Source organism: Pseudoglutamicibacter cumminsii, assembly GCF_016907775.1.
Classification (GTDB): domain Bacteria; phylum Actinomycetota; class Actinomycetes; order Actinomycetales; family Micrococcaceae; genus Pseudoglutamicibacter; species Pseudoglutamicibacter cumminsii.
In genome coordinates, this window is the sequence record NZ_JAFBCO010000001.1 from 209,026 (window position 1) to 235,310 (window position 26,285).

General features: G+C 59.7%; 17 protein-coding genes, 1 tRNA gene and 1 pseudogene. 5 read left to right on the forward strand and 14 right to left on the reverse strand.

The window, feature by feature from the left end:
• Window positions 1–72 precede the first annotated feature (72 nt).
• The 7 genes and pseudogenes from JOD50_RS00915 to JOD50_RS00940 form a co-directional block, all read right to left on the reverse strand.
• Window positions 73–1,242 (reverse strand): hypothetical protein, encoded by a 1,170-nt coding sequence (locus JOD50_RS00915; protein WP_204880069.1) that lies wholly within the window; start codon window positions 1,240–1,242, stop codon window positions 73–75.
• 74 nt (window positions 1,243–1,316) lie between these two features.
• The gene (locus tag JOD50_RS00920) at window positions 1,317–1,838 is read right to left on the reverse strand and encodes a YiiX/YebB-like N1pC/P60 family cysteine hydrolase (RefSeq protein ID WP_338052112.1); all 522 of its coding nucleotides are present in this window, start codon (window positions 1,836–1,838) and stop codon (window positions 1,317–1,319) included.
• 15 nt (window positions 1,839–1,853) lie between these two features.
• A pseudogene (locus JOD50_RS10330) lies at window positions 1,854–2,147 on the reverse strand (transposase); the annotation flags it as partial.
• Window positions 2,148–2,209: 62 nt separating this feature from the next.
• Window positions 2,210–3,418 (reverse strand): hypothetical protein, encoded by a 1,209-nt coding sequence (locus JOD50_RS00925; protein ID WP_204880071.1) that lies wholly within the window; start codon window positions 3,416–3,418, stop codon window positions 2,210–2,212.
• Between the two features lie 346 nt (window positions 3,419–3,764).
• A tRNA-Met gene (locus tag JOD50_RS00930) sits at window positions 3,765–3,838 on the reverse strand.
• Window positions 3,839–4,034: 196 nt separating this feature from the next.
• Window positions 4,035–7,088 carry a UPF0182 family membrane protein gene (locus tag JOD50_RS00935; RefSeq protein ID WP_338051958.1) on the reverse strand — a complete coding sequence of 1,018 codons (3,054 nt, stop codon included), beginning with the start codon at window positions 7,086–7,088 and terminating at the stop codon, window positions 4,035–4,037.
• Window positions 7,089–7,311: 223 nt separating this feature from the next.
• Complete coding sequence (locus JOD50_RS00940) at window positions 7,312–8,502, reverse strand: YlbL family protein (protein WP_204880072.1); 1,191 nt, start codon at window positions 8,500–8,502, stop codon at window positions 7,312–7,314.
• Window positions 8,503–8,617: 115 nt separating this feature from the next.
• Between JOD50_RS00940 and JOD50_RS00945 the strand changes: the two genes are divergently transcribed.
• Complete coding sequence (locus JOD50_RS00945) at window positions 8,618–10,144, forward strand: zinc-dependent metalloprotease (protein WP_204880073.1); 1,527 nt, start codon at window positions 8,618–8,620, stop codon at window positions 10,142–10,144.
• A gap of 3 nt (window positions 10,145–10,147) precedes the next feature.
• Here the strand turns inward: JOD50_RS00945 and JOD50_RS10575 are convergent, their stop codons facing one another.
• On the reverse strand, window positions 10,148–10,750 hold the full coding sequence (locus JOD50_RS10575; RefSeq protein ID WP_204880074.1) for a SprT-like domain-containing protein: 603 nt from the start codon (window positions 10,748–10,750) through the stop codon (window positions 10,148–10,150).
• A gap of 168 nt (window positions 10,751–10,918) precedes the next feature.
• Here JOD50_RS10575 and JOD50_RS00955 point away from each other — a divergent pair, with 168 nt between their 5' ends.
• Complete coding sequence (locus JOD50_RS00955) at window positions 10,919–11,995, forward strand: ubiquitin-activating E1 family protein (RefSeq protein ID WP_204880075.1); 1,077 nt, start codon at window positions 10,919–10,921, stop codon at window positions 11,993–11,995.
• On the opposite strand, the gene JOD50_RS00960 is transcribed toward JOD50_RS00955, so the two are convergent.
• On the reverse strand, window positions 11,983–14,094 hold the full coding sequence (locus JOD50_RS00960; RefSeq protein ID WP_338051959.1) for an ATP-dependent DNA helicase UvrD2: 2,112 nt from the start codon (window positions 14,092–14,094) through the stop codon (window positions 11,983–11,985). The two genes, JOD50_RS00955 and JOD50_RS00960, sit on opposite strands and share 13 nt — an antisense overlap.
• Window positions 14,087–15,028 (reverse strand): NAD(+) diphosphatase, encoded by a 942-nt coding sequence (gene nudC, locus JOD50_RS00965; protein ID WP_204880076.1) that lies wholly within the window; start codon window positions 15,026–15,028, stop codon window positions 14,087–14,089. Before nudC ends, JOD50_RS00960 begins: the two co-directional genes overlap by 8 nt.
• Before the next feature lie 106 nt (window positions 15,029–15,134).
• Between nudC and JOD50_RS00970 the strand changes: the two genes are divergently transcribed.
• On the forward strand, window positions 15,135–16,394 hold the full coding sequence (locus tag JOD50_RS00970; RefSeq protein ID WP_204880077.1) for a phosphotransferase: 1,260 nt from the start codon (window positions 15,135–15,137) through the stop codon (window positions 16,392–16,394).
• Between the two features lie 42 nt (window positions 16,395–16,436).
• Here JOD50_RS00970 and JOD50_RS00975 read toward each other — a convergent pair whose 3' ends face one another.
• Genes JOD50_RS00975 through JOD50_RS00985 form a run of 3 tightly spaced genes read right to left on the reverse strand, consistent with a single transcriptional unit; the run spans window position 16,437 to window position 23,799 of the window.
• Window positions 16,437–20,021 carry an ATP-dependent DNA helicase gene (locus JOD50_RS00975; RefSeq protein ID WP_204880078.1) on the reverse strand — a complete coding sequence of 1,195 codons (3,585 nt, stop codon included), beginning with the start codon at window positions 20,019–20,021 and terminating at the stop codon, window positions 16,437–16,439.
• Window positions 20,018–23,278: an ATP-dependent DNA helicase gene (locus JOD50_RS00980; protein ID WP_204880079.1), complete on the reverse strand. Its 3,261-nt coding sequence runs from the start codon at window positions 23,276–23,278 to the stop codon at window positions 20,018–20,020. The genes JOD50_RS00975 and JOD50_RS00980 overlap by 4 nt, the downstream gene beginning before the upstream one ends.
• Complete coding sequence (locus tag JOD50_RS00985; RefSeq protein ID WP_204880080.1) at window positions 23,272–23,799, reverse strand: MGMT family protein; 528 nt, start codon at window positions 23,797–23,799, stop codon at window positions 23,272–23,274. The genes JOD50_RS00980 and JOD50_RS00985 overlap by 7 nt, the downstream gene beginning before the upstream one ends.
• Before the next feature lie 151 nt (window positions 23,800–23,950).
• On the opposite strand from JOD50_RS00985, the gene JOD50_RS00990 reads away from it, so the two are divergent.
• Window positions 23,951–24,673: a 3'-5' exonuclease gene (locus JOD50_RS00990; RefSeq protein WP_204880081.1), complete on the forward strand. Its 723-nt coding sequence runs from the start codon at window positions 23,951–23,953 to the stop codon at window positions 24,671–24,673.
• 6 nt (window positions 24,674–24,679) lie between these two features.
• Here the strand turns inward: JOD50_RS00990 and JOD50_RS00995 are convergent, their stop codons facing one another.
• A complete protein-coding gene (locus JOD50_RS00995) occupies window positions 24,680–25,465 on the reverse strand; it encodes a hypothetical protein (protein WP_204880082.1) in 786 nt (261 codons plus the stop codon).
• Between the two features lie 126 nt (window positions 25,466–25,591).
• On the opposite strand from JOD50_RS00995, the gene JOD50_RS01000 reads away from it, so the two are divergent.
• Window positions 25,592–26,218 (forward strand): TetR/AcrR family transcriptional regulator, encoded by a 627-nt coding sequence (locus tag JOD50_RS01000; RefSeq protein WP_204880083.1) that lies wholly within the window; start codon window positions 25,592–25,594, stop codon window positions 26,216–26,218.
• Window positions 26,219–26,285: the final 67 nt, after the last annotated feature.

The following is a 26,285-nucleotide window of genomic DNA, read 5'->3' on the forward strand; positions in this document are numbered from 1 at the left end:
TCTTGTGTTGGACCATGGCTCCATTCTCGTTCCATAACTCTGGAGCCTCCACCAAACCCAGGGCGCTTCACTTTACGGCCTCACTGCAAATCCCCTAAAGAAGAGACCGCTACTGATTTTTGCCGGATCGTCATCCAGCACGACCCGCCCCACTTCTTCGCCGGTGGACCGGTCATAACGCAAAATTCTGTACGGAGAACCATCATTATTATCTGCCATGACGACAACCTCAGTATCAGTGAAGATCGCCTCGGATGAAGCGGAATTATCGCTATATCCTTCAACGCTAAATTTGCGTTCCGTATGTCCCGTCTTGATGTCCGTGGACATGATCGAATTCTTAACCCCGTACCACTCAAGCTTTCCGTCCTTCAGCGACTGACGGGTTACTTGAGGTCGGTCTGTACCATCTTCACTGATCAAAGGCTCGGTCACTTCATCTGAGCTCAGGGCCTTGCTCTCATACTTACCGGTCTTGGTGTCCCAAATCGATAAAACGGGCTTAGCAGCAACATCCAATCCACCTCGTCTCTCGTCAGAGATGTAGTAGATCTTTCCATTAAGGCATGGCGCATCATTGAGTACCTCGCCCTCTCTAGCCTGAGTACTGCTGCCGACAACTTTCTCCTTGCCATCGTTCGTGCCAGTTAATTGGCTGAGAACCATGGGCTCTGTATCAGGATCACCCGTCTTCGAATATGGACCGGTAGCCAAACCTATCCCGAAGACCTCCCCCTCGCACTGAGCAGCAATGAAATAGCTACCTTCAACTTCGGCTAGAGAGCTTCCGGAACTGGTGGTGGTCACAACCTGAGTCGTATACCCGACGTCGCTGAAGCCCAGATTATAAAGTCCCACTACAGTATCCGGCGTGGTGGCAAGCATGGCGTATTGGCTGTCCGTTTTTGCATTCTCAAAACTCTTCATGCCGTTACCATCAAGTAAATAGTCGGTCTTCATATCACTGAAGAACAACCCCTTCTCAGTCCACGCCATCGAGCACATGTCCATGCCCCAGGTCTGCACTTCTGAAAAAGCACCATCGTCGTTTACCAGCAAAACCTTTCCGTCTAGGCTTTTCCCATCCATGTCACGGCTCTGAGCACTGAAGCACAGTGCGTACGCGGCCTCGCCTAGAGCCTCGGTTTTTTGGGATGAGGGATCAGCTGGTGAACAGCTAACCAGGGTAAAAACAGTGGCCGACACTGCCGCTGCGGCGATGATACGACGTCCGTGAATCATGAATGTTCCATTCTGATACAGAGTTTGGGCCGGCCCAATCTTAGGCCGGCCCAAATACTAGTTTTCCAGTACGTTTAGAGGGTCTTGTACGTCACTGTCTTTGAGGAATCCTTAATGTTGTAAGGATAAACGCCAGGACCTCCGTTGCCGTCCAGATCAATCCCCGTCGCCGCCTTGTAGGCCGCCCACACCAACTGCGAACAATTCATCGTCGAACCGGTCGTCGACTTGTTCACGGCAAAATTGAAGTTATATCCCTTGCCGCGCAATTTGTTGAAGGCATAGTTAGCAGCCTTACCTCTATTGGTCGATGTAGTCCTAACGTACTGCTTCACCGCGCCCTTGCCTACCTTCACCTTGTTGGCTGCGATCGATCGGCTCTTCTTTCCGGCCCCGGGAGCTTCCACGATGGTTGCGGTTGAGTAGTAAATGCCTGTGTGGCCATGCTGAACGAAAAACGTCGAAGCAGGAGAGACGAAAATATCACCCTTACGCTTCGCAGAACCCAAGGTAACGGTACCGCTGCCCCCGCTACTGCTGCGGGCCGAAGCAACGCTTCGATCAGCCAGAGAATCGACCGATTTCGCTTCCCGCACCGAAGCCTTACTCTCGGACAAAGCCCGATTAAAGATTTCATTCGCGCGCTTGAGTTCACGCACCTCTTGTTCAAGTTCTCGCATACGTGTCTGCTCGTCGGTCGTCACCCCAGCTTTCACACCGTCATCGATGTCAGCTTGACGCACCCAGGAGCGCACTGACTCGACACCATAACCGAGTTGCTCAGCCACCCGCGAGGTCGTTCCTTGGCTCGTACCGAGCTCGGCGCGGAGCGTTCGCACCATCCGGACCGCCGCAGCCTTCTCCTCAGTGGAATAGCGGCGTCCCTTGTTCATGTGTTGGACCATGGCTCCATTCTCGTTCCATAACTCTGGAGCCTCCACCAAACCCAGGCCGCTTCAGTTAGAGGTTACTGGCCAGGACCGGAGACTTTGCAGATCCAAAGATCTTCGGAGTGGTTGTAGCAGTTAGCCCCTGGTCGAGATTTAGAGGTGACGTATTTGATCCATTGGTTGTTAGTGAAAGGGGCTTTGACATATGTGACCCCGTTGACGACAACCTTTTGTACTCCATTATTGCTTGGTTTCGGAGCTGGTTTTGGAGCAGGCTTCGGCTTCGGAGCAGGTTTCGGTTTGGTCACCTTTGGCTTAGCCGCAGGCTTCGGTTTCTGCGCCGGTGGCTTCTGGGCTACAGGTGCCTGTGTACGCGGCTGAGTTGCAGGAGCTGGGGCAGGTGCTGGGGCAGGAGCTGGGGTGGCTGGAGCCGCAGAGTTGGTGGTCCGATCCTTCTCAGCATTCTTTTTCTTCTTTGCTTTGTTACCTTCATACTTGGCGATAGCATTCTCAAGATCCTTGGCGGCCTTGTTCAGTTCGCCAGCCTTAGCGTCGGCTTCCTTAGCCTTAGCGATGGATTCGACAGCATCCTCGTAGGTCGAGGTAGTCACCGTGGTAGAGATCGCGTTGGCTTCGTTGGATACCTTCGTCAAGGTTTCGTATGGCTTCTTGATAGCCGCTTCGCCTTGTAGCGACGGAGTGTCCTTGACCTTCTTCAGCTGGGTATCAGCTGCCTTCTGCGCCTTGGAGAGAGCTTCCTTGGCTTCAGCCATCGAGGCTTCAGCTTCCTTGGTTGCCTGCTCGAGACGGTAGGCCTCCAGCGCATCGCTGTACTTATCGGTCTCGGTCTTGAGATCCGTCAACAGAGCAGCGTTGGCTGCTACGACAGCCTTCGTTGAGTTGAGGGAATCCTTATCCTCACACGTTGGGTTCACGCTGGCGATAGCCTTCTCACCTTCGGCGGTGAGCTTGGAGAGCTTAGATCTGTCATAACTTTCGGCGAAGCCCTTGGTGTGTGGCACGGGCTCATCAGCAGTACCAAGATCCTGAGCCTTATTGGAAGCACCAACAGCAGAACCGAGTTCCTTCTTCTGCTCATCCAGCATCTGATGCTGTTCATGGCATTCGCTAGAGACAGAGCCGCCGAACAAGAACGTCGCCCCCACGGCAGAGGCCGCCAACGGAACAGCGATCAAAGCGGCGATCAGCACCTTCGACTTCTTACGCCGCGGCTTCTGAGAGACAGAAGCCCCTAAGTGATTCTGATACTGGGTGTTATCGGTCATGCATATTCTCCCTCAAGCAAACAGAGCCGATTAACACTATTATCTCATTGTTGTCGCAACCTGTTGACTCTCAGTGACGCAAAGTGTTAACGTACGGATTTTCGGCCTTCCACATCGTCCCTACTTCCACTCGATGGCCACAGAAGAGGGGTCGAACCCCTTTCCCTCGCCACTTTTCGCAGGCGTACGGTCATCAGAGTGTCGGTCAAAGTCCGGCGTTGAGGCATCGGTGGATCGAGAATGCATGTGAGAATAACTGGCCCTTTTTCTGGCCCCTAGGGACATTTTGGGCAAAACAAAACCCGGTATCTCAGCGATTTCTCGTTGAGATACCGGGTTTCTCTCGTTGCGGGGAGAGGATTTGAACCTCTGACCTCCGGGTTATGAGCCCGGCGAGCTACCGAACTGCTCCACCCCGCGGCGTGCTTTCCACTATAGGACAGCCCAACAACAGGAAGCAAATCGGAGGTGAACAATCCAAGCGTGCGTTTCGTCACTCTGCCGCTACCAATCTAAGCGAACCGCGTTAACTGGCTGTGGGTGGGAACTCAACCCGAGTTCCCACCCACACGCACCAGATCAACGATGCTGTCGCATCAGACGCTGATCCGCCGGCTTACTCATCAGCTGGCTGCTGATCTTCCTGCTCGCCATCGGCGGCACCATCAGCTGCATTGTTCGCGGCGCCGTTCAGCTCCTCATCAGCCGCAGTCGCGTCCTCCAACGCCTTCTGCAACTCCTGCTGAGCCTTACCGTAGGCCGCGAAGTCCTGCTTACCGAGCGCTTCCTCGCCATCCTTGATGGCCTGATTCGCACGCTTCAAAGCATCCGTCAGTCGCGCGTTCGCATCCAACGGAGCGGAATCGCCGCCCTTGCCGTCCTTAGAGCCTCCACCCTTAATCGGGCCGGACTCACCGGTCTGAGCACCCGAATCGCCACCGAAGACCTGGTCAAGGGCCTCCGACAACGAATCCGCGTAGCCCACCGAGTTTCCATACGAAACCAGGACCTTACGCAGCGACGGATACGACGTCTCACCCGTCGACTGAACGTACACAGGCTGGACGTAGAGAATACCGCCACCCACAGGCAGGGAAAGCAAGTTACCCTTGATGACCTTCGTGGAACCGCCGGTGCCCGAAAGCAAGTTCAGATCCTTCGAAATCAACGGGTTCGAGTTGAAGTTCTGTTGAGCCTGACCAGGGCCAGGAACAGTCGTCTGGGTCGGCAACTTCAACAACGTGATCTTGCCGTAATCCTCATTGACCTTGCCCGGAGTGGAACCGGCATCACCGTTAGCCGCGATGAAGCCATACATAACGTTGCGTTGGTTTCGCGAACCGGCCGACTGCTCAGGAATGAAGCTCGACGTCAGCGAGAACGAATCCTTCTCCTCACCCGGCAGACGCAGCGACATGTAGTACGGCGGCTGCTTAGGTGGGTTCTCCGCACCGGCGGTCGGGTCGTTCGGAACCTGCCACGCATCGTTACCCTCATAGAAGTCGTCAGCCTTCTCAACGTGGTACTTACCGAGCAGCTCACGCTGAACCTTGAACATATCCTCCGGATAGCGCACATGCTCCATGAGCTTCGGCGACATCTCCGACATCGGCTTGATCGCGTTCGGGAACACGCCAGACCACGCCTTCAACAGAGGCTCATCCGGCTCCCACGCATACAGCTCAACCGAACCGTCATACGCATCCACCGTCGCCTTGACCGAGTTACGGATGTAGTTCACGTTGTCAGCAAACTGATCTGCACTAGCGCCCTGAGCACGCGTGAGCGTGTCACGAACCGCGTCACCCAACTGCTGGGAAGTCGAATACGGGTAGTTATTCGTGGTCGTGTACGCATCCACAATCCACTTCACACGGCCATCAATGATCGCCGGATACGCCGCCGTATCAACCGTGAGGAACGGAGCAACCTTCTTCACGCGATCCTGCGGGTGACGGTCATACAGAATCTGCGATTCCGCGTTCACATCGCCCGAAAGCAGAATGTCCATCGAACCGAACTTGATCGCATACGACAACTTGTTCAAGAACGAACCAACGTTCGGACCACCATCACCCGAGAACGTATTACGGCGCTCGCCCTTACCGTCCGAACCTGCCGGACGGTCCAGCTCACGCGGCTCCCATCCCTCAGGGCCGCCCACAATCGAATACTGCGGCGAAGACTTGCCGAAGTAAATACGCGGCTCGTACGTGGAATCGTCACCCAAGACCCCCTGCGACGGGATGTTCTCCAACATGAACTGCGGGTCACCCGTCTGGGAAACCTTGTTACCGTACGCCGCGACAACGCCATAACCATGCGTATACGTGATGTGCTGGTTGACCCACGAGTTCGTCACCGTCTGCGAATTCACAGCCAACTCGCGCGCCGCGATCACAGTGTCCTGAGACTTACCGTCCAACGTGTAACGGTCCACCGCCAACGTGTCCGGGAACGTGTAGTAGCCACGCTGCTGCTGCAACTGCGCAAAGGTCGGCGAAACAATAGTCGGATCCAACAAACGAATGTTCGTGGTCGTCGCCGCGTCGCGCGTCAACGCGTTCTTCTCAGGCTGAGTCTTCGCATCGTAATTCTGAAGCTCCACGTCCTCCAGACCATAGGCCGCACGCGTCGCATCAATGTTGCGCTGAATATAAGGACGCTCCATCGACTTCTGCGAAGGCTTGACCTTGAACTGCTCCAGAGCGGCAGGGAAAGCGAAACCAGCGACGAGCGCCACGACAGCCAACATCGCGGTAGCGATCAGCGGCAGACGCCACTTGCCACGCACACCCGCAACCACAAACAACACGGCAGCGATCAACGCGGCACCAGCAAGGATGAACTTGGTAGGAATCACCGCGTGAACATCCGAATACAAAGCACCCGGGACACGGCCCAACTGATTCAAAACCGTGCTGTAAGACTCAAGCCAAAAACGCAGACCAAACGCCAACAGAACCAGCGCGCCAGAAATACCCAGCTGCAAGCCCGCCGAACGGGTCACCGAAACCTTGCCCGAATCAGAGAACGCAACCCCACCCGTGAGATAGTGCGCCACCACACCAGCGATACCGCTCACCAGCGTCACCGAAATCAGGAACGCAACCACCATCTCGAAGAACGGCAACGACATCACGAAGAACGAGATGTCCAAACCGAACTCAGGATCGTTCGTACCGAAAGGCGTCCTATGCAGCCACAACTGCACAACCTGCCAACCCGAAGTCAGCGTGACACCCGAGAAAATACCCAACAGGACAGGCACCACAATCAGACCCAGGCGACGGAACATCGGCGTCTCTTCCAACATCCGCATCGTCTGCCCGGCAGCCGAGCTCGGACGCTTAGGACGCTTACGCCACGCATTATTCAGCTGAAGCCAAACAGCCCCGCCCATAACCACCGCACCGATCGCAAACAAAGCGACCTGCGTCAGAGTCTTCGTCCAGAAAACGCTAGCGAAACCGAGCTGATCAAACCACAGCACGTCGGTGTAAAAATGCGCGAAAAGAATAAACAACCCTACGAGCGCCGCAACAATAATCAGCGCGGGTAGCAACGCAGGGATCTTAGGGCTCTCACTCCGGTTCTGTGAACCGGAATTATTCTTGTCACCCCCGCCAGAATCGCGGGACGGGAAAGGGAACGCGGGGCCTGAGGTCACGACAATCCTTCAATCGAATACGAACAGCACATCAGATGCCCGAGCCGAGCTCGGGATCAGACACATATGTTCCTATTCTGCCAAACGGCTCACACCATACACACACCGGACGTTGAGGCTGTGCCCACACGACGTGACCCGGCTCCACCGAGGAGACATACGAGCTAGGCTCCACGCCGCGACATCTAGATGCCGCGCTGTTCGTTTAGATGCCGCGGGTCGTTTAGATGCCGCACTGCGGTGCGTCAGGTTCCTTGTCTTGCTCGAGCGCTTCGAGGATCTTCACCGCATCATCCAGGGTCTTCATCGAATACGCCTTGATTCCATCCGGAACTCGCCCTTTAAGCTGCGGGCAGTTTTGTTCCGGAGTCAGGAACACCTCAGCGCCAGCCTTCCGCGCGCCCACGATCTTCTGGGCAACACCAGCGATCGGGCCGACCTTGCCGTCCACATCGATCGTGCCCGTGCCAGCCACCTGCGTATCCCCCGCCAACGAACCCGGGGTGAGCTTATCGATCAAACCCAACGCCATCATCGTGCCCGCAGACGCGCCACCGATGTTCTCAATCGCATACGAAACCTTGAACGGGAACCGCGGATGCTCAGCGATATAAACACCCAAAGACGGCTTACCCGAATCAGACGAAACCTTCGTGGCGGCCGTGACTTTCATCTGCTTGCCATCGCGTACGATGCCCAGCTCAACCGAGCCGCCGTCATCTCCCGCCTTGGAGGCCTGGACCGCTTTCTGGACCTCAGTCACGCTCGAAACTCGCTGACCATCCACGGTGACCACCGCATCGTTGGCTTGCAGCACGCCATTGTTAAGGGACTCCGCAAAATCAACGATGCGCGTCTCCATCGAAAAATCGATCCCCAGATGCTTCACCGCGGCCACCTCAGCGGTCACCTGGGAACTCGTCATCTGAAGATTGCTCTCGCGGCTACGTTGCTCAAACGTGACACCCAGCGGGTAATAAAACTCCTGCGGCTGCATATCCGCAACCGGATCCACCCACGCGAGCAGCGCCTCAAGGCCCGTAGGCTGACGGCCCGGCCCACCAATAACCGACACGGTCGTGAGCGCGAGCGAAGAATCCGTCTCATACGTCTTACGGCCATCAACCGAAATGATGTCCTTGCCATCCAGCGCGCCCACCGTGTCTACTGCCGGCCCCGGCTTCTCAAGCATGTACGCGGTAGGCAACGAAAACGGAAGCACCAACAAAACCATCGCCGCCATGCCCGACAACCACTGGACGCCCGCGCCATACCGTTGCCGGCCGTCGCGGCGCTGCCGCCGCTGCCGACGCATCGGGGCTTGCATCGGGGCCCGCGGATCGCTTTGGTCGCCGCTCAACGACCGTCCCTCCGGGCCCTCCGCGTGCGGGACTTCAGACATGCCAGTGCTCATACAGAAAAGACTACACAGCCCGCCTTCATGCTTGCCGCGCGACGGAACCAATCGGGCTCTGTGCCAGAAGCGAAACGACCCCACGCTCCCCCGCCCGGCCAGGTACCGTAAGAGTATGGCTGACGATCCACGCTCACACGACGACGACCGCGAAAACCACGACAACGCCGAGAACAACGGCGCTGACAATGGTGCAGGAAACGGCGCTGGCAACGGACCGAGCGACCCGCTAAGTCAGATGTTCAACCAGCTTTTCGGTGGCGCTGGCCCGCAGGGTTTCTCAATGCATATGGGCCCAGGCATGGGTGCTGGCATGGGTTCCGGCGACGACGATGACGATCACCGCCAGCAACCGGACTTCAACGCGATCTTTGGCCAGCTGCAGCACTTGTTTGGGGCGCTGGCTCAGGGCGGCTCTGGGGGCCCCGTGAACTGGAACATCGCGACCGAGTCGGCTCAGCAGGTTCTGGGCAGCGATGATCCGAAGGTCACCGGGGAGGAACGTCACGACGTCGAAGAGGCCGCACACTTGGCTGACCTGTGGCTCAACGAAGTCACCTCCTTCGAGGCACCTGCCGAGCAGCCACAGGTTCTGAGCCGTGGCGAATGGATCAAGAAGACGCTCCCGGGTTGGCAGCGCCTCACGGAACCGGTGGCTCACCGCGCCTCTGAAGCCGTGAGCCAGTCACTCAACGACCAGATGCCGGAAGAGGCCCGCGCACTGCTGGGGCAGGCGGGTTCATTCCTGACGTCGATGGGTTCCACGATGTTCGGTGCGCAGCTCGGCCAAGCTGTGGGCACGATGGCGTCGGAGGCTATCGGTGGAACCGACGTTGGCCTTCCGATGGCGGGCCGCGGTTTCACTTTGGTTCCCGCGAACGCGAAGGCTTTCGGCGAGGGCCTGGCGCAGCCATATCTTGAAGTCCTGCTGTATCTTGCGTTGCGTGAAGCGGCGACCGTGCGCCTGTTCAACTCGGTTGAGTGGCTCGAAGACCACGTGGTGGGGCTCGTGAAGGACTTCGCTGAGGGCATCAGCATGAACACTTCGGCGATCCACGAGCAGCTGGACGGGATCGATCCGTTCGATCCGTCCTCGTTCCAGGAGGTTTTGAGCTCCGGGATGTTGGAGCCAACCAAGACTCCTCAGCAAGAAGCGGCGCTCGCGCGGCTCGAGACCACGCTCGCTCTGATTGAAGGCTGGGTTGATGCTGTGGTGACGAAGGCTGCTCAGCGTTTGCCGTCAGCGCCGGCATTGCGTGAAATGATCCGCCGACGCCGCGCAACCGGTGGCCCTAAGGAACTCGCTTTCGCGGGGCTGGTTGGTTTGGAGTTGCGCCCGCGTCGCGCCCGTGATGCATCCGCTGTGTGGGAGTTCATCACGCAGGAGCGCGGCGACCAGGCTCGCGACGAAGCGTGGGCTGACCTCGCGAACCTCCCGACAGCCGAAGATCTCGATGACCCAACCGGCTACTTCGAGCGCCGCGCGCTACTGGACGCGTCCGACGAAGACTTCGAAGCCGCGATGAACGCGTGGCTTGACGGCGGCGGGTCTAGCAGCGGCGGCAGCGAGACCGACGGCGACGGACCGAGCGGCGACGGGCCAAACAGCAACGGGCCGAGCGGCGACGCATCCGATAAGTAGGGATTAAACCTGTTCCCCGCCGGGTTCGTTTCCGCCGGGTTCGTTCCCGCCAGGTTCGTTTCCGCCGGGTTCTTCCCCGCCAAGCCGGCGGGCCCACACAACACCGTCAAGGAACGCTTTAGCCTCCGCCGCACGCGGAATCTTGCGCTCGAACGCCTTGAACCGTCTACCGTGCCCATCTTCGGGAACGATCAGATGGGCCATTTCGTGCCCAATGACGTAGTCGATGACCCACTGCGGCATCTGCTCAAGCAGATGTGAAATTCGCACCGCGCCGGTAGACAACGTCGCCGATCCCCACCGCATCCGCTGATTCGTAACCCAACGGATCGAGCTCGGGACGCCCCGGCCATCGAACACTTCACGAGAGATCTCTTCAGCGCGCCGCATCAGCTCCTCGTCCGAGCGAGCCGCCGGTGGCTTGCTACCAAGCCGCTTCCGCATCTTGCGCGCCCACGATTCAACTTGCTTATCGCTCAGTGTTGCAGGAACCGCAAGGCACATAACGCCGCCTTCCCACCGCGCACTCACGGTTTTCCAGCGCCGCGACGAGCGGCGCACCAGAACAGGCTGGTCGTCTACGGTGATGCGCTGCTCGCTTTTCACAATGCAACTCCAATGGTCGACGGGGTTCTCATCCCATTGTTGTCGATGCACCGCACACTTGCGCTGTGGACATCCGAAATTGTGGATAACAAAGCAGTGACCGAGCTGAAAATGCCACGATAACCACACGACACCTCACTGCTAGAACCCCACATAAGCGGAGGACACATGACCGCGCTACCAGTCACTGAAACACACGAAGAACAACACGTACTCGCACCCGGAACCCGAGTATTCGCATACCCCGACGGCCGCGTGACTTTCGGCGACGGCTGCCACGCAACCCACATCACCGGTGTGCGGCCCGAAGACCTCACATGGCTCAAACAGCTCCTCACAACGCTCCCCGAGCGCCCCTATGCGCAACTATCTTCTCCAGATACAGCGACAGCGCAACGGCGCCGCGGAATCCTCACCGACATCGAACATCTCATCCAAACTCATGCGAATGAGCTACCCGTCCCGGGGCTCCTCGGTGAGCGGATCGCCAACGACGCCCGCTACCACCGCGCCCCGCACCCATCTGACTCGGACCAGAAAGAAAAACCAGGCGCCTATTCACGGCACCAATGCAGCGTATGGATCGACGGACTGGACCGCTGCGGAATGAACATCGCGTTCGGACTCGCGGCAGCGGGGATCGGCCGGATCCTCAGCGGAGACACCCAACGCGTACAGCCCTGGGACCTAGGAACCACACCACTACGGATCACCGAACTAGGGCTCAACCGCACCACCGCGTTGCAACGACACATCGAACGCATCCACCCCCACACCGCCGTGATCGGAGCGCTCGAACTCAGCCATGTGACCCACTGCCTCGACGCCGTGATTTATGTACGAAACGACGGCCTCAGCCCGGACGAACTCAGCCAGCTAGCAGCCCTCGACGTACCGGTGCTCCCCGTCATCCTCGCCCACGACCACGCACGCATCGGCCCCTTCATCCAAAGCCCCGGCATCGACGAACGCTCGCCGCTGACCTGCGGCGAGTGCGTCACCACCACGTGGCCACTGCGAGAAGATCGCACCGAACTGAGTAGCCCGCACCTCAGCGCACCAGAAACCGCTCAAGCGTGCGTTGCGGCGGCCATCGCCGTCCAACATGCGCTCCACATCATCGACCGGCGCACACCACCGCCCAGCGCCCACCACAGCATCAGTATCGACACCGAAACATCAGCCGTGACCTACCAGCCGGCCACATGCCGATGCGGAGATCAACTGAACAGTCAGCGGAACTGAGACAAAACCGACAAAATGTCCTCACCATGACGGCGCATCTTCGCAGCCCCAATGCCCGGAACCTTCAACAAATCCTCCGGCCCCTCGGGCATCGACTCGGCGAGCGCGAGCAACGTCGCATCCGTCAACACCACGAACGCCGGCATGCCGATCTCCCTCGCCGTCTCCGTGCGCCACTCACGCAGGGACTCATACAGGCCCTGATCGATCTCTGGGGCGCAGTCATCGCAGCGGCGAAGCTTCCGTTCCGTCGCGCTGGTCAGCAAGCCATCGCACTCCCGGCATCGCATGACGCTCACCGGCTTACGCGGAGCCTGCCGCGACGACGCCTCGGAAGCCGAAGCACCACGCGAGGACGGAGCGATCCCATCCAGAAAACGAGTACGCCGACGACGCCCGCGCCCACCAGCGGTACGGGACAAAGCCCACGAAACAATCAGCCGACGCTGTGCGCGTGTAACGCCCACATACATCAAGCGACGCTCCTCGTCCACGCCGGCCTGATCTTCGGCAAACGATATCGGCATCAGCCCTTCGGTCATCCCCGCCAGGAACACCGTGTCCCACTCAAGACCCTTCGAAGAGTGCAAGGACGCGAGGGTGACGCCCTCAAGCTGCGGAACGTGCGCGGTCTGGGCGCGCTCCATCAACTCATCCGCGAACTGCTTCATCGTGATCCGCTCACCCTCGCCCAACGCGGCGTCCATGCCGTCCGCCAACGAGACCAAAGCCGACAACGACTCCCAGCGGTCACGCACCGCACCCGTAGCCTGCGGGGCCTTCGCCGTCCACCCCAGCGAGCTCAGAACATCCCGCACCAGACCCGGGGCAGGCTCGTTCGGGGACTGACGGGCCGCCGTACGGATCTGCGCCATCGCCTGCAAAACCTCAGAGCGCTTAAAGAAACGCTCCGCGCCCCGCAACTGGAAACTAATCCCGCGGGCATTCAGCGCACGCTCAAACGCTTCAGACTGCCCGTTCGTGCGGAACAAAACCGCGATGTCCTTCAGCGCTACCCCATCAGCCTCATGCAACTGGCTGATGCGCTCCGCAATGAACTCAGCTTCCGCATCATCATCCGCTGCCTCATGGAACTCAGGCTTAGGGCCAGCATCCCGCTGAGCAATCAGCTCCAACGGTTCCGGCCACACCGCCCCACGCTGCCCCAGGCCACGCTCAACCCTCCGGTTCGCGAGCAAACGGTTCGCAACCGAAACCACCTGCGGAGTCGAACGATAATCCCGCACCAAACGGACCTCACGAGCCTCCGGGTACTTCTGCCGGAACTCCAACAAAAACCGCGGCGTAGCGCCCGTAAACGAATAAATCGTCTGCGACGGGTCCCCAACAACACACACATCAGCGCGGGAACCCAACCACGCATCCAAAAGCCGCTGCTGAAGCGGCGAAACATCCTGATACTCATCCACCGTGAAATGGCGGTACTGGCTGCGGACCTGCGCCGCGATCCGCTCATCATCTTCAAGGATGCCCACCGTCAACAGCAAAACATCCTCGAAGTCGATCATCCCGCGGTCAGTCTTGACCTCCTCATAGAGCGCATACAAGCGAGCCAAGGCCCGATGATCAAGGCTCGCAACCGGCGGGCGGTTCAAGGCCGGCGACGCATACGCCTCCGGCGTCAACATCGAGACCTTCGCCCACTCAACCTCACCCGCGATATCTCGCACAGCGGCGCGATCCGCCGAAATACGCAGACGACGAGCCGCCTCCATCACCAGCGGAGCCTTATGATCCACCAACGCCGGAGGCTGCCCACCCACAGCCTGCGGCCAGAAATACTGCAACTGCCGCAACGCCGCCGCATGGAACGTATGAGCCTGCACACCGTGGGCACCCAAAGCACGCAAACGCGCACGCATCTCCGCGGCAGCACGCGCAGTGAACGTCACCGCCATGACCTGATTCGGAACATACGCGCCCGAAGCCACCCCATACGCAATCCGGTGCGTGATAGCGCGAGTCTTACCCGTCCCCGCGCCAGCGATCACCGCCATCGGACCATGGACATTCGAAGCAACCTCGTGTTGCTCCGCATCCAGGCCAGCCAAAATCTCTTCAGGGCTCGGATTACGCACGCCCAACAGCCTCCCTCACAGGCAACGCTCCACCGAACCAATCAGCCAGCAACGCATACGAAATCGACGACGAGCCAGGTAAACGCACCGTGCCGTCGGCCACCGCGGCACGCAACTCATCACGGCTCAACCAGCGCGCCTCATCAATCTCATCAGGCTGAGTCACCACCGCGGTCGAGGCGGCTTTCGCAGTGAAACCCACCATCAGCGAACGAGGAAACGGCCACGGCTGGGAACCCATATACGTGATGTTCGTGAGATCCAGGCCGACCTCTTCACGCATCTCACGCCGCACCGCACCCTCAAACGACTCCCCCGGCTCAACGAAACCCGCGAAAATCGAGTAACGGCCAGGCTCCCACGCCGCGTTATGCCCCACCAGAACGCGGTCATCCTCATCCGTGATCCGCACAATCACCGCTGGATCAAGCCTCGGGAACTCCTCATGGCCTTCGTTGCACACTCGCACCCAGCCAGCATCGATCGGGCACATCCTCTGCCCGCATCGCGCACAAAAAACATTCGCAGCGTTCCATGCCGTGATCGCCACAGAGGTAGCCGCCAACGCAGCATCTTGGGCCGACATACCCGCCGCAACCTGCCGGACATCAGCCCACGCCACACCGTCACGCAACGCGGCTTCGAAGCCGGCCGTTTCGACGCCAGCCGATGCAGGAACCGCAACCCACGTTTCACCATCGACGCGACCAAGCCACACGGCATCCGGCCACGCAACAACCGCATCGTCGGCAGGGAGGTCACCCACCGTCAGCGGTGCGAGTTCATGCCCTTCGACCAGCACCGAACTGCGGTCAACCACCACAACCCGGGTTGCAGAGTCACCCAAAGCAGATTCAAGCCACGCTTGATCGCGACGGTCCATACCACCGCGATCCCACCCGAAGCCCGAGAACGGAACCGACGCAAAAGACATACAACTACCGTAACCGGTGCACGCCGCACACCCAGCAAAAACCAGTTGCACCCTCAGGGTGTCTTCAGACAAGCAAACCGAGCCATAACAACGTAACGTTATGAGGGTGAAACGCAGTACCTTCGACCTCGCCGCTATCGCAACAGCCGCCGTGCCCGGGCTTTCCGCCGTGCAGGCCGGACGCCTCCCGGAAGACTCGGCTGACTTCGACTCCGCGCTCATCGTGGACTCCAAAGGCAAACGGTGGCGCGTCACCAGCCCCCGCCACGTCGACGCGAGCATGAAGCTCGAGACCGAACAGAGCGCACTCAACACGCTCACCGCGGCGGCACGCGCCACGTTGCCGTTCTCTGTGCCCACGATCGCGGGAACTGTGGTTCAAGGGCAGCTGCGCACTTTCGTGTACCACCACTTGGTTGGGCACGTGCTCGATTTGCAGGAGCTTGAAACTGAGCAGGGGCGGGAGCTCGCACGGGAGATTGGGCGTGCGATCGCCGCGATTCACGCGCTTAAGCATGACCTGGTTGAGGCTTCTGGTCTTCCTGTTTTTGAGGCGGAGGATGTTCGCCGCGGCATGTTGTCGCAGCTCGATCACGTCGCGGAGTCGGGCAAGGTCCCGCCGGAGCTTTTGCGCCGGTGGGAAGAGATGATGGAGAACGTTGCGTGGTGGAAGTTCAACACCACTGTGGTTCACGGCGATCTGCACGAGGAACGTTTGTTCATCAATGATGGTCGTTTGCAGGCTGTCACTGGTTGGTCTGCTTTGCGGGTTGGTGACCCTGCGGCTGATTTGGCGTGGGTTTTGGGTATTGAGAACCCTGACACTGTGGACGCGATTTTCGATGCGTACGCTGAGGCCCGCGGCCAGCTGGGTGACGATGATTTGCGTAACCGCGCGATGTTGGCTGCTGAGTTTGCGTTGGCGTCGTGGCTTTCTGGTGCGTTGACTCACGCTGATCAGGCTCAGATTGATCAGGCGGAGGCTTCGTTGCAGCAGCTGAACGAGAACATTTTGGCTGTTCAGCGTTACGAGGAGGAGCAGCGGCGTGCCGCTGAGGAAGCCGAGCGTCTGCGTCTTGAGGAGGAGCAGCGGCAACGCGAAGAGGCTGAGCGGCAGCGCCTCGAAGAGGAACAGCGGCAACGCGAAGAGGAAGCCGCCCGCGAAGAGGAAGTCGCCCGCGAAGCTGAGGCGGAGGCTGAGGAAACGGCGGCTGAATTCGAAGACACCGCTGAGTCTGACAGCACCGAACCGGATGCCGCCACTGAATCAGAGGGTGCGATTGAGGACCTCGACACGACGGCTATCCCCGTCGTTGACGCAGATGAGCACGCCACGGACGCCAAGGGTTCCAAGGAACACTCCTAGTTCCTCCGCCGAGCTCATAGTTCCGGGTTTATAGCGCCTGGTTCACGCCCCCTGGTTGACGACATCGTTCAGAGCGGTTTCGAGTTCGGTTTCGGTTGCGAGCTGGTCTTCATCGGGCCAGATCGTGGTTCCGTGGCCTACGTAGTAGAACGCGGTTTTGATCTTCTCGATAGGTGTTCCGGTGAGGCGTGACCATGCGAGCCTGTACACGGCGAGCTGTCGGGCTTTCGCGGGTAGTTCTTTACTCGATGGGACGCGGCCGGTCTTCCAGTCGACGAGTAGCCAGCCGTCTCCCTCTTGGTAGACGGCATCGATGAATCCGCGGACGCTGACTCCCGCGATCGCCGTTTCGATCGGAGCTTCCACCTGGTACGGGGTGCGGTCTGCCCATTCGGAAGCGAGGAACCCTTCTTTGAGGGCGTCCAGGGTCGCGGAGTCGTCGGCGTCTTCGTAGACGTCGTGGTCAGCTATGAGTTGGTCGTCTAGGCCGAATCCGGATGCCTTGTTGAAGTGTTCTTCGACCCATTCGTGGAACTCGGTTCCCTGTTGGGCGGCGATCCCTGGACGATGTGGGACGGGACGGATTAGGTTGCGGACCGCGTCGCTCTGGTTTTGTCCCGCTTCAACGAGTAGCGATGCCCGGACGTGGCTTGGTTTCCACGTTTCTTGTTGGTTGGCGGCTGCACGTTCGAGAAGCAACAGGTGCGCTTCGTGAGCCCATTCGCGGCCAGCATCTGTGTGCATATGTTCAGCGAGGGTCTCGCCTCTCACACCTTCGGCTTCGAGTCTTGCTGCGGCGGCACGCACTTGGTCGGCAGCCGCTTCGACCGCGGCACGACGCCCGGCCGCCGGCGCGGGGACCACACGCTGAACCTGGCTGGATGCTTCGTGTGGTTCCTCAAGATTCCGCAGATCTTGTTCTGCGGATCCCTGTTCCCCATCGGGCAGGCTGCCGGCGGGAGGTTCGGGTTGGATGTAGCGGATCGTGGGGCCTTCGAGCGGGTCGTAGGGCCACGCGGCTTCGACTACCGTGCTGGATTCTGGGTTCGCTTCAGCGTTTTCCTCTTCTTGGGTGAGGGTTCTAGAAACCACGATGTTGGAGGCCGTTGGTTCGCCGACCGCCATCTCGGTGAGTTCTATCAGGAACTGCGATGGTTCGACGGGCTTCTTATTGGTGCTTTTGAACCGGCTGGTGCTGCACAGAACTAGATCCCGGGCGCGCGTCACACCAACGTAGGCGAGGCGACGTTCTTCGTTGACCGTGTGGTCAATGAGGGCGGCCTTGTATTCCGGGAAGCCTTCTTTTTTCTTCCGTCTGGTGGAGTCGATCTCGTTGAGGTCGGTGAGGTCTTGTTGGTTATCCACCCACTGTGAGGGGTCTTCTAGCGCAGTGAATTGTGGGAGACCTTGACGGTCGCCCCGCAGCGGCCATGGAAATTCCCCGGCATTTTTCACCCAGTTGGTCAGGCGACCCGTCGGAAAGTCGCTTTCACGCATCCCGGGTAGGGCGACGATATCCCATTCGAGGCCCTTTGACCCGTGGACGGTCAGGATTTGCACGGTTCCGTCAGTTGCGGGTTCGGGTGCTTCCTCGAAGCCGCCTCCGTGTTCAATTGCGATGTTGAGCCATTCGAGGAATGCGGTGAGGTCTGGTGTTTCTTGGGCCTCGTCGAATGTCACGACGACGTCCATGAACGCGTCGACGTGCCGGCGTGCGCTCGCTTCCTGAGCGTACGGACGGGCGAGCAGTTCGATGTCGAGGCCTAGAGCTCGTTCGATTTCGGTCACCAGCGTAGGAAGATCCTCGTTAGCCATGGACCGCAGATAGGTCAGTTCATCTTTGAGACGGGTGAGGCGCCGGTGGGCGGCTTCGCTGAGTGAGCGTCCAGACTTGGATACCCACCCGGGTTTCGGGAGGTTGTGGAGCGCTTCGATGAGGCTTGCGCTTTCAACGATTTCACCCGTGTCGGAGGCGTATCCGCGGTCGCTTTCGAGTGTTCCGTCTTCGGACTCGAAGTCGGCTGAGAGCTGGTTTTGGATCGCGTAGCCGCGTCGTTTCGCGCGATATTCGGCGTAGTCGTTGAGCGCCATGAGGTCGGCGGGGCCGATCCTCCAGCGCGCACCTGCGAGTAGACGCATGAGCGCATCTGACCGGCCGGGGTCGTTAATCGCGGTGAGGGTTGCGATGATGTCTTGGACTTCGGGGGTTTCTGTTAGCCCTTTCAGCCCAACGACTTCGACGGGAATCCCGAGTTCGCGCAACGTTTCGGCGTAGGTTTCTTGGTTGGAGCGGACGCGTGTGAGCACTGCGACGCTCGGCCATTCGCCCTTATTCGCGTAATAGTTGTTGCGTTCTTGCTGGATGGTGTGGGCGAGCGCTTCTGCTTCGTCACGTTCCAGGAGGTAGGAAGCGAGACGAACTTCTGCGTGTTCTGCGTGTTCGTGCGCACGCAGCGGTGAGACGTCGAGGGTCCCCTGCTGCGGCAGGGTGATCTCGCTTGCGGGTTGCCGGGCGCTGGAATGTTTCCCGCGCAGAGGGCTCGAGATGTGGTTCGCGGCGTCGAGGATGCTGTGTCCGTTGCGCCACGCGATGGTGAGCTCCATCTGCGGTGCAGGTATGCGGGATCCGTCGTCATCGATTTTGCTGAACCGGTGTTTGAAGGATTCGAGCTGTCCGGCTGAGGCTCCGCGGAATGAGTAAATAGCTTGGTTGGGGTCGCCGACCGCGGTGATGCAGTGGTTGCCGTTGCCGAAGAGTCGGTGGAACAGCTCCATTTGTGCGTGGGAGGTGTCCTGGAATTCGTCGAGGAGCACCACGGGGAAACGTTCTTTGTACGCTGCCGCGATGTCCGGAAAACCTGCCAACGTTACGGCGTGTTTGATGAGGTCGCCGAAGTCGAGCAGCGACTGTTCACGTTTGAGGGTTTGGTAGCGCCCAGCGAGGTCGGCGATGACTGCTTTGACGCGTAGGAGGTCGATGAGTGGGCTCGGCCGTTTTGTTTGCCCTGTGGGGCCGAAGGGTAGTTCCTCGATGCGGTCGGCGTGTTCCAATAGCCAGTCGATGGTTTCGGCTGGTTCGACGAGGTGTTCGGCAGCCTGACTTGAATATTCCAGAGATGCTTGAATGAGAGTCGCCTTGGCTCCGGTTACTTGGCTCAGGTCGCCGTCGTAGCTGTTAGCGACGCGGTTCATGAGCATCCATTGCTGTGCTTCGTCGATGAGTTGCGCGTCCGGTTCGATCCCGATTCGCATCCCGTGATCGCGTACGAGTGATTGCGCGAACGAGTGATAGGTCGAGATTTCTGGGCTCAGTCCGCTTTGGAGGCTTTCGATCTCTTCGCCAGTGGAGCGGCGGAGGTTTTCGAGGCGGCCTCGTACGCGTTCGGCCAGCTCACCGGCGGCTTTGCGAGTGAAGGTGAGCCCTAGGATCCCTTCGGGCTGGACTTTCTGGTTCGCGACAAGCCACAGGACGCGGTCGGTCATGGTTGCTGTTTTGCCTGACCCCGCGCCTGCTACTACGAGCAGTGGCGACATGTCCGCGGCGATGACCTCGGCTTGTTCGCTGGTTGGTTCGAAGGCTCCGAGGATTTCGGCAAGTTGGCTTGGCGTGTATTTTTCGGCGCTCATGGGTGTGTGACCTGCCTTCCAGAGGAGCAGAGTGGGCATGTTCCTGGGTTTGCGCAAGGGAAACCACCGGGCAGGTGCCGGGCAAGGAAGTCTGCGGCAGACATGATCGCGGCGGCTTCGCGCACTCTCTGCTCAGCGTCCGCGACGCTGTTGGTTTCGATGATGCTCTCTTGCGACCGCAGCGTGTATTTTTTGTTGCTGCCCAGTCCGACGATGCGTCCCTCGGAAGGTGAGTTTCGGTGCTCCTCAGGGATCTGTTCGATGTCTTTGAGCGCTCCGTGGATGACTGCGAGCTGGTAGGTGCGCAGCTGATCGTTGGTTTTGACAGCCTCGTGGGTTGGCGGATATTTCCCGGTTTTGAGGTCGGTTATGACAGGTCGCCCGTCTTCGGTCATGTCGATGCGGTCGATGGAGCCGCTGATCGAGATTGGATTCCGCTCGCCTTCAGCAGGCGGCAGAGGGACCTTGAAACCGTGTTCTTCTTTCGCGGATGGGCGTGGTCGGGTGGCGACGTACGAGCTGAATTTATGAAGCATCTGCTCTGCTCGTTCGTGTTCACGCTTGCTTTCCCAATCTGATTCGAAGGCAAGCTCTTCCCACGCACTGTTGAGTGCTTTCTTCATGGAGTCGAAGTTGGCTTCTGGGAAGCGTTCTGCGATTGCGTGGATGAGCGTTCCGAGTGAGCGCGCGAAGTCGGTCGGCCTGACGCCCCCAGAGGCATGCATGAACCAGGTTTGTGGGCGTTCGATGGCGTCTTCCACTTTGGATCCGGAGACTTTGATCTCGTGCCCGGGTGCGGTGACGGGGTTTTCCGAGCTGAGTGGTGCTAGCCCCCACCATTCCTCTGGTGCAGCGCCGCGGACCGGTTCTTCGGTAGTGCTGAGGAATCCCAGCACGGTCGCGGCATCGTCGATGAGCTGTGCGGTGTCCCCTGCTTCTGCGGTGCGGCGCAGCATAGCGACGAGGGAGGCCAGGGTTGCTGGTCGTGGAACCTCGATAGGTTTAAGGCGGTCCGCGTGTGGGCCCCGCATCGCATCGATGAAGGTAGAAGGTGTGATGTCTTGGTCCATGACGGCCGTGACGTAGAGCTGTTCGCGGGCACGAGAGACAGCCGATGCGAGCTGGCGTAGTTCGTCGGTGCGCACTGCTTTGAGTTTGTCGGCCACGGTGGTGCTGTGGAGTGTTGCCGGCCCGTATTCCAGTACGGCCGCGAGGTCTTGTGACCGTAACAGTTGTCCTCGAAGCCCAGTGGAAGGCCAAACGCCTTCTTGTAGGCCGGCAATGATGACTGTGTTGTATTCGGTTCCAGCAGCGGCTGCGGGGGTGAGTACTTTGACTCGTCCGCTCGATGAGCCTCGCTGGGCCAGGGAGTCCATGGGGATGTCGTGGTCTTCGAGGCTTTCGATGAACCGTACGACCGAACCTTTCGGGTTCTGTTCCGCGAACCTTTCGGCGGCTTGGAAGAGCGCCATGACGGCGTCGAGGTCGCGGTGTGCCCGGCTCGAACGCAGGCTCGTGCCGGAGAGGGCGGTGTCGCGCCAGGCTTCGGCCATGCGCGCGTTCTCCCACAGTGACCAGAGCACGGTTGCTGGGGTTGTCGGCCCCGCGAGGTGTTCGCGGGTTGCGGTGATCATCCCTTTGAGGCGCAGCGCTGCATATCCTGCGGCGCCCCAGCGCTGGTACTCCTCTTCGGTGTAGTCGGCGTCCAGTAGGTTTCCGAGGAGCTCGTCGCTCGTCGGCGGTTTGAGGTGTGTGCCTTCTTTGTTGTTGTATAGGTGGGCGTTCATGAGCCGGTCGTGGCCGAGCAGGTCTTGGCGGATCCGGCGGATGTCGATGCTGGTCACCGCACCGTAGCGCCCCAGCAGGAGACGTTCCACGCTCGCTGCGCGCGCCGCGTTGACCTTGTTTGCTTCACGGCTTGTGTTCCGTGGCCCAAGCTCAGCTGGTCGCATTGCCATGCGAGCCAGTTCAAGCAGCGGCGCTACCGCGGCTTCTTCTTTGAGCGGCCGTGACGCTGGTGGCAGCTCGGTCGCGATGCCGTTGAGTTCGAGGGCACGCGCTAGCCGGGAAACGTGTTCCTGGTTGCGGGCGATGACCGCGATCTCTTCGTATGGAACGGCTCTGCGCAGGTGGGTGTCGATCACGTGGCGCGCCACCAAACGGTGTTCGTCAGCAACGCTCGAGACTAGTGAAATATCGGCCGTTGCGTCGAAGCTTGCTTCGTGCGATTGCCGTAGGGCGTCGGCGCCGATCGCGGGTAGCCGGTTCACGATGGCACGGTAGACGCTGTGGATGCCGCGGCTCATCCTCGTAGGGGTTTCAAGCACCGTCACGGCATGATCGCCAGTGTGTTGCTTTGCAGCCGCCATGAGTTCGTCGACGAGGTCTGCCCGGGCACCGCGAAAACCTTGAACGACGGTATCGGGGCATGCCAGTGCGATCACGTCTCGCGCACCGGCGTTGGATGGTGTTTGCATCAACAAGTTGATGAGGCGGTGTTGTGATGGGGTCGCTTCTTGGGCATCATCCACAATCACAAGCTCGAGGCCAGCTAAGAACTTCTCGGCGAACTCGGTGTCTGATTCCAGGACTGCGATCGCCTGCATCGTGAGCTCAGCTGGTGCGAACGCTTCTGCATGCTGCAGGCTCGCGACGTCACGGAACTCTTGGAGGAATTGCGCCGCGGCCTCCCATTCTGGGACATCCAGTTCACGTCCAGCGCCAAGGATTTCTTCCGTGCTTGCACTGAATTCGTCTGCGCGGTCCATAAACTCGCGCAGTTCGCCACGGAAGCCTCGAGTTCGAGGAGCATCCCCTAACGATTCCGGCCAGGCGGGCCCTCCACCATTCTTCTGGTGGCCATCCAGCAGTTCTTCGATGAGTGTGTCTTGCTCGGCGCCGCTCAAGAGTCTCGGTGCCGTTGCTACACCCGGAAGAGCCCCTGCTTCCCAGGCTTGTGAAAGCAGGTCATACGCGAACCCGGAGAAGGTACGGATCACTGGGGCCGAGAACGTGATGTTGCTCCGCAGCGCTAGCTGATCGCGCAACCTGTTAGCTGCGGCGCGGTTAGGGACCAGGATGATACCGGCGCTCGCGTCCATGCCTTCATGGAGCCTGTGAACCATAAGGCTCAAAGCGAGCTCGGTCTTCCCTGTTCCCGGCTCCCCTAGGACTACGCGGGGCCCACAGCCCGGTTTCTTTACATGCTCCGGGATCTCTACCCATTCCGGAACTTCACGTGGGTCTTGTTCTAGCATCCCGGTTCCTCCGCCACATCACTTGCAACCAAAGCTTCAATCTGAGCGGTCTGAGCCCGCAGTTCGCTCCATTCGCGATCATCCGGAACCCAAAACGCAGCTTTGTTCACCCCGCGTGCACCGTATGGGGTGCCCTCAGTATCCCAGTGTTTCTGAGCCCGCTCTAGTAGTTCAGGGATCAAGCCACCGTCAGTCCGCACGTGTCGCCACCACGGGATGCCTTCGGGCGCGTTGCGCATCGCTGCTGCCGCGCGCCGCGCATTCGAAAGCCCGAGCCATGCCGCAACTGTTCCATACGCGACCACCTTGCCAGCAGGGCATGCTTCCAAAACCCGGAACACTGCTTCGTCCACTACCTCCGGGTCGCGACGGCCGGCGGCAGACAGCAGAACGCGATACGCATTCGCGCCGCACTCTTGCGTACTGCCCTCTTGCGTGCTGCCCTCTTGCGTGCTGCCCACACGCGAACTTCCCTCATGTGAACAGCCCTCACGCGAACTGCCTTGATGCGCCTCGCTCATCGCGACCTCCTATCCCCGCTCCGCCTGTATTTACACTGCATCATAGGGGTCTGACAGTTTGAAAATCACCCCTGAAAATCACTCTGGAACTAACCCCTGAAGCTAACCCCTGAAACCAGCCCCCAGACAGCACCCCAGGTAGGTTAGATACATGACCTCACAAACCGGCGAGAACGCACCGTACCCATGGCATGAACTTCCGCGGGCGGCATTCGACCTTGAAACGACGTCCGCGAATCCCCGCGAGGCCCGCATCGTGTCCGCGAACATCAGCATCATCAACGGCAAAGCTGAGCTGATGCAGTCGCATAACTGGCTTGTTAACCCGGGCGTCCCTATCCCGCCGGAGACCACGGAGATCCACGGCATCAGCGACTCCGATGTCCAGGCCAACGGACGCGACCCTCAAGAGGCCACGCGTGAGATCTCGGAACTGTTGTCGCAGCTGTTCCAGACCATGCCGGTGATCGCGTTCAACGCTCCCTATGACTTCACGGTTCTCCACGCGGAGGCACAGCGCCACGGGATCGAAACCATCAACGCGAGCCCGGTCATCGACCCGCTGGTTCTGGACCGCAAACTGGACCGTTTCCGCCGGGGCAAGCGAACCCTGACTGTCATGAGCGAGTTCTACAACGTCCCGTTGCATAACGCTCACTCGGCGGATGCGGATGCACTCGCCGCTGTCGGTGTGGCCGATGAGATTGCCCGCCGCTACCCTGCCGAGGTTCAGATCGATCCGTTGCTTTTGCATTCGCAGCAGGTTCAGTGGCATCAGGAATGGGCCGCAAACTTCCAGGACTTCCTGCGGCGAAAGAACCCGACGGCCCGCGTTGACGGGAGCTGGCCACTCACGTTCACTTCGCGGGATTAGGCGGGACTAGAGGCCCGCCGCGCCGGCGTCCAGTAGCGCTTGCGCGGCACGCCGGCCCATTTCTTGCGCCTGGGTCAGGGAGCCCACGCCCTGGATTTCGATGCGGCCCGCGGCTCGTTGTCGGAGCGTGCGTGATCCGTTGGTTACGAGGGCGTTGACGGCCACGCGGACTACGCTACCCGCACGTGCGCTACCTGTACCTGCGGCCCCGCTAGCTGGCACTTCAGTTCCGGTTGCGAGGCACCCGATGGGCGCCTTGACGTGCCCGCCCAAGCACTCTGCGCCTTCCACGTACTCTGCTTCCTCCAAGCACTCTGAGACGGCGGATTCGCACGCAAGCAGCACATCGTCGGTTGTCAGTTGGTTGTCGCGTTCTCGCTCTCGCGCGCTTTCAATACTCCAACCGGCCGGAGCGGCCTGGAGCGGCGCAGGCATGAGCACGCCAACATCAATAGCCTCAGCGACCAAGCGACCCAGGCCAGCCTCGACAGCATCGTGCAGGCTCATGACAGCCCACTGCACTCCCTGCTCGCCACCGGCACGCTTCAAGGCATCCAGCTCGTTTTCGCCAGCATCGGGAACGCACAACGTAACCCGCGCATCGGGCCGCGCAATCTGTAGTTGTGCCTGCCGCAAACGCGTAGCAGTGAGGATGCGAACCCCAGTTTCAAGGCCGTCGATGGTCGTGGCGGCTGAGCGCGTGAACTCACCTTGCACCCCGAGCCAGATGAGCGCGTCCCGGGCGTCACCGCGACGCTGAAGCTCGGTGTCCAGATCCTCATTTTTCTTCATGGGCTCATGATCCCACGCCGCGAGCACACAAGCCTTGCTATGCACTTTCTAATGCGGTTGATACATTCCTCCGGTACATTGGTTGCGACGCATGCAGTACCTGCCCCGGGGCGGAAGGATGTTTCTATGGTGACTCAGCCCGCACGCCGAATGCCTCGAGACGAACGCCGTGCACAGTTGATGAGCGTTGCGCAACGTACATTCTCTAAGCACGGCTATTTCGCGGCTTCGATGGATCTGATCGCAGAGAACGCGGGGGTTTCCAAACCGGTTTTGTATCAGCACTTCCCGAGCAAGCTGGATCTGTACAGCGCGTTGCTTGAGAATGAGCTCGCTAACCTCGTGGTCACGGTGCGTGAGGCGTTGAACTCGTCGGATGATCCATTCACGATGGTTCGCTCAACTGTTGAGGCGTACTTCAATTTCGTGGCGCGTGAGGGTTCTGCTCATGAGCTCGTGTTTGAGTCTGATTTGTCTCATGACACCACAATTGCGCGGCGTTTGAGGAAGTTCCGCGACACGATCGGCCGTGAGATTGGCGAGAAAGTCGCGCAGTACACGTCGTTGGATTCGTTTGAAGCAACCTATGTGGGTCTCACGGTGACGGCGGCGGCGGAACGTGCCGCGGGCTTGTGGCAGCTCAAGCCTGAGGAGATGACGCGGGAGCGTGCCTGCGAGTTGGTGTGGCGCTTAGCTTGGCGCGGAATTGACGGTTATTTGGACGACGCCGCGGGCACCGATGCCGTAACGTAGTCAGCAAGTACGCAACTCACTTCAGATGGGGTGGGTTTCACGGCTCTCACGGTCGCTTTGTTGTGGC